Origin of the sequence: Ectothiorhodospira lacustris (assembly GCF_022227785.1) — a bacterium.
Classification (GTDB): Bacteria; Pseudomonadota; Gammaproteobacteria; order Ectothiorhodospirales; family Ectothiorhodospiraceae; genus Ectothiorhodospira; species Ectothiorhodospira lacustris.
This window is the reverse complement of the sequence record NZ_JAJNQM010000135.1, coordinates 1-3,667: the sequence shown is the minus strand read 5'-3', so window position 1 is coordinate 3,667 and position 3,667 is coordinate 1. Positions and strand designations below refer to the sequence as shown.

Below are 3,667 nucleotides of genomic sequence, written 5' to 3'. Positions count from 1 at the left end.
AGATTGAGAACATGCTTGGGGATCGAGTCGGCCTGTGTACGGGCATCCGGGTCATGGCCGTGACTGTCCAGCAGTGAGATTCCGGTGCTCAGCCGGGTGCGGGGGCTGAAGCGGTAATCCAGGTGCACTTCCATGCCCTTGAGGGTCAGCTTGCCTGTGTTGGTCACCATGGATATCCCATCTTCAGGGGATACCAGTACCTCCTCCACCGGGAACTGAATCAGCCGCTCCAGCGTATTGTGGAAGAGCCTGATGTCCAGGCTGCCTTTGCCGTGATCAAACTGCAGATGGCTACCCAGTTCCACCGAGTTGATGATCTCTGCCCTAAGTGAGGGATCCGAGATCGCAAGGCGTCCGCCTTCACCGGTGAGGAGACTTTCCAGGGTAGGGATGATGGTATCCACCTCGGCTTCCACCAGACTCGGGCTGCGTATTGCCCGCGATGCAATCAGCCGGAAGCTGAGGTCCGGGGCAGGCATGAAAATGACTGCGGCCCGTGGCATGAACTCATCCTTGATCAGGTCATTGGCCTCATACATCCCGCCCATATTGATCAGCCATTGAGTAGCCGGCGTCAATTCTAGATTGGCAAAGAGCCTCTGGATCTGATTTTCCACCACGATGGCATTGCTGAAATAGTACGGGGAGCGGGAGCTGTCTTTGCGCAGACCACCTCCCCACACCAGTCGGCTATCGGGCGTCAGTTGTTGGTAAAGCGCCAGTTCCAGGTCGTGCCGACGGTTGCGCCCCCCCTGATCCACCTCCAACAGGCTATCCGATGCGGGGCCTATCAGTGAATACCTGTCGGTCAGATCATATTGATCAAAATAATACTGGAGACGATACCCATTGCCGGGTTCTCCATGCCCTTCCAGCACAGCTTGCAGATATCCATAGTCAAACCGCAGGTCCCTGGATGGCACGATCGGGTGATCTGCGGCATCCACGCCTTTGTCGAGCCGGGTAAGTCGGGTATCCAGGGTCAGCGCCCGAGCCCCGGTTAGCGCCTGATCAAGACGCAGACCCACGGAATGACGCGTCCAACCGTCATGATTGTCTGCAAAGCCATCGTCCTCCAGATGCGAGAGGGACAGCCGGTAACTGAGGTGGTCATCGCGGTTGCCGCCGTGCCGTATGCTGGCGTCACGGATCCCCTCGGTGCCCACGCGTGCATTGAAGCGGGTGCCCTGGGTTTCGGCAGTGTGGCGCGTGAGGATGTTGACGATGGCAAAAAATGAGTTGGATCCATAGGCGGCCGAATTGGGGCCGCGTATCACCTCGATACGCTCGATTTCATCCAGAGACAGGGGTAGATCTGCCCATTGGGCACCGCCATTGATGGGGCTGTAGACGGATCGGCCATCCACCAGGACCTGAATCTGCCGGGAGAATTGCCCCCCCAGCCCATGGTAGGTGACTATGCGACGATTGCCGTTGTGATGGCTGACCAGAAAACCGGGGACCATGGCGAGCACATCGGCCACATGGCGGGCGCCACTATGCTCCAGCCAGTCCCTGTCAATAATGGTGACCGTCGCCGGGGCCTCAATCTGGGGTTGCTGCGTGCGCGTGGCGGTGAGTGCCACGGGCAGTTCCATGAAAAAGTCCTGTTCCGACAATGTCCGAGTGTCGGCCGGTACGCCCGTGGGGAGCAGTAGCGCGATGCACAGGAAGCGCTGCATCTTGGTCATGAGGCAAGTTCCTGATCTTTCCTGAGCCGTTTTCGTGGGGATGCGCACTTGCCATTTTGGGTTTATTTTGTGATGCGCTTCTCAAAAACTCGGATTATAGCTTTTTTATGCCCGATGAAATGGGCTGCCGCGGGCCCCATGCTGGCTCCGAGGTTTTGTGGTGCGGGCGAGGTGTCTCCGCTCGCTGCAATGGCAAGTCTCAGAGACCGCCGGCTCCGGTCAAAGTCTGCTTGATGTATTCGGCCAGCACTCGATAGCCATCCCCATTGGGATGAATGGGATCGGCCTTGAGATCATCCCGGGACAATATATGAGCCAGTGCACGGTTTTCCAGAGGAATCCCGAATTCCGCCGCCAGCGTTTCGTAGGTCTGGGCATTTCGCAGACGCAGCAGGGTAGGGGCGGGCACGGCCACCAGCATGACCTGGATACCCCGTTCCTGGGCTGAGTGGATCATGGTGGCCAGGTTACCCTGTTTCTGGTCCATATCCATGCGGCGGAGCATGTCGTTACCGCCATGGATCAGTACCAGCAGATCCGGTCTGTGGTCGTCCAGCAGCCGTGGCAGCCGTTCACGTCCCTGACGACTGACTTCGCCGGGCACACCGGCATTGATGACCTCAAGGCCCGTCAAACGGGCCAGATGGGCGGGATAGCTTCCATCTCGCGGGGCGCCGGTGCCGAAGGTGAGACTGTCGCCGAAGGCCAATATCACCGCATCCTCGGGCAACGGCAGCATGGCCGGCGGGGCAGGGGAGCAGGCTGCGAGGAGGATCGCAAGGAGCAATGCCGGCAGGTAGCCTGAACGGCGGCGCGGGTTACAGGGAATTCGGGCTTGGCGCGCGGTGTTTTCCGGGGAGTGGCGAGGATATGTCATGGGTTTTTGCCTTGGGTAATGACGAGACTATGCCTCGGGCGGGAAAACCGCAACCCGCCGTAGAGGAGTCCGACCGCTACGCCCCCTGAAGTGCCTTGACGGATACGGCCGGCTCGGTGCATTTTGCCGGCGCCGTGCTGTCCGCAGCGGGAAGTTCGATCCAGAACAGGCTTCCCCGTGGTTCCCGATGGGCGGCACCGACCCGCCCGTTCATGAGTTCGATCAGCTGTTTGCAGATGGCAAGGCCGATACCTGTGCCCTTGATATCGGGTGCTTCCCTTTCATGAAGCCGGGTGAAGGAGTGGAAAAGGCTATCGAGCCGCTCCGGGGGGATGCCCAGGCCCGTATCGGAGACCGTGATTCGGACCATGCGGCGGTTCGTATCCGCCTCGGCATGAATCCACACCTCCCCCCGGGAGATATTGTATTTGATCGCGTTGGAGACGAGGTTCAACAGCACCTGCTTGAGACGCATCTGGTCCGCCAGCACGCAAAGGGGCTGGGAATCGTGATGAATCCGGATATCTTGCGCCTTTGCCAGAGGACGCATCAGCGCAATACATTCTTCGATGAGGATATCGAGAGACTGTGGAGACAGGTTCACCCGGATTGCACCGGATTCGATGCTGGAAAGGTCCAGAACTTCTTCGATGAGGCTCAGGAGGTGTTTTCCCGCGCCAAGAATTTCCTGCACGCATTGCCTGTGATCCTCCGTCAGATCGGGATCGGTTTCCAGCAACTGCGAGAAACCCAGTACCACGTTCATGGGGGTGCGCAGTTCATGGCTCATGCGGGACAAGAACTCGGATTTTGCCTGACTGGCCTTTTCCGTCCGGGCCTGACTCAGCGCCAGTTCCCGAGTGCGCAGCGCCACCAGTCGTTTGACGTAGAGTTGTCGTGAACGCAGGACAAAGGCCATGAAGGCAGCCAGCAGGCTCATGAGGGCTCCAAGCAGACCCACTGCCCAGATCCCATAGTTCTGATGGTTCAGGAAAAACTCTTCATTTGGCCTGGCGACCAGCACATAGCTCTGATCATATTCCAACAGGGGATAGGTCCTGACGAAAGGGGTGCTGAACTGAATATGGCCCGGATCCGG

3 protein-coding genes are annotated in these 3,667 nt (G+C 58.9%); all 3 read right to left on the bottom strand.

Translation table 11 applies throughout. The features are described from left to right. The coding region (locus LQ952_RS15475) for a TonB-dependent receptor plug domain-containing protein (protein ID WP_238623513.1) at positions 1-1,691 on the bottom strand (1,691 nt) is incomplete at its 3' end. A 199-nt stretch (positions 1,692-1,890) separates the two neighbouring features. Further along, positions 1,891-2,568 carry an arylesterase gene (locus LQ952_RS15470; protein WP_238623512.1) on the bottom strand — a complete coding sequence of 226 codons (678 nt, stop codon included), beginning with the start codon at positions 2,566-2,568 and terminating at the stop codon, positions 1,891-1,893. A 76-nt stretch (positions 2,569-2,644) separates the two neighbouring features. Next, on the bottom strand, positions 2,645-3,667 hold a 1,023-nt coding region (locus LQ952_RS15465; RefSeq protein ID WP_238623511.1), incomplete at its 5' end, for a sensor histidine kinase.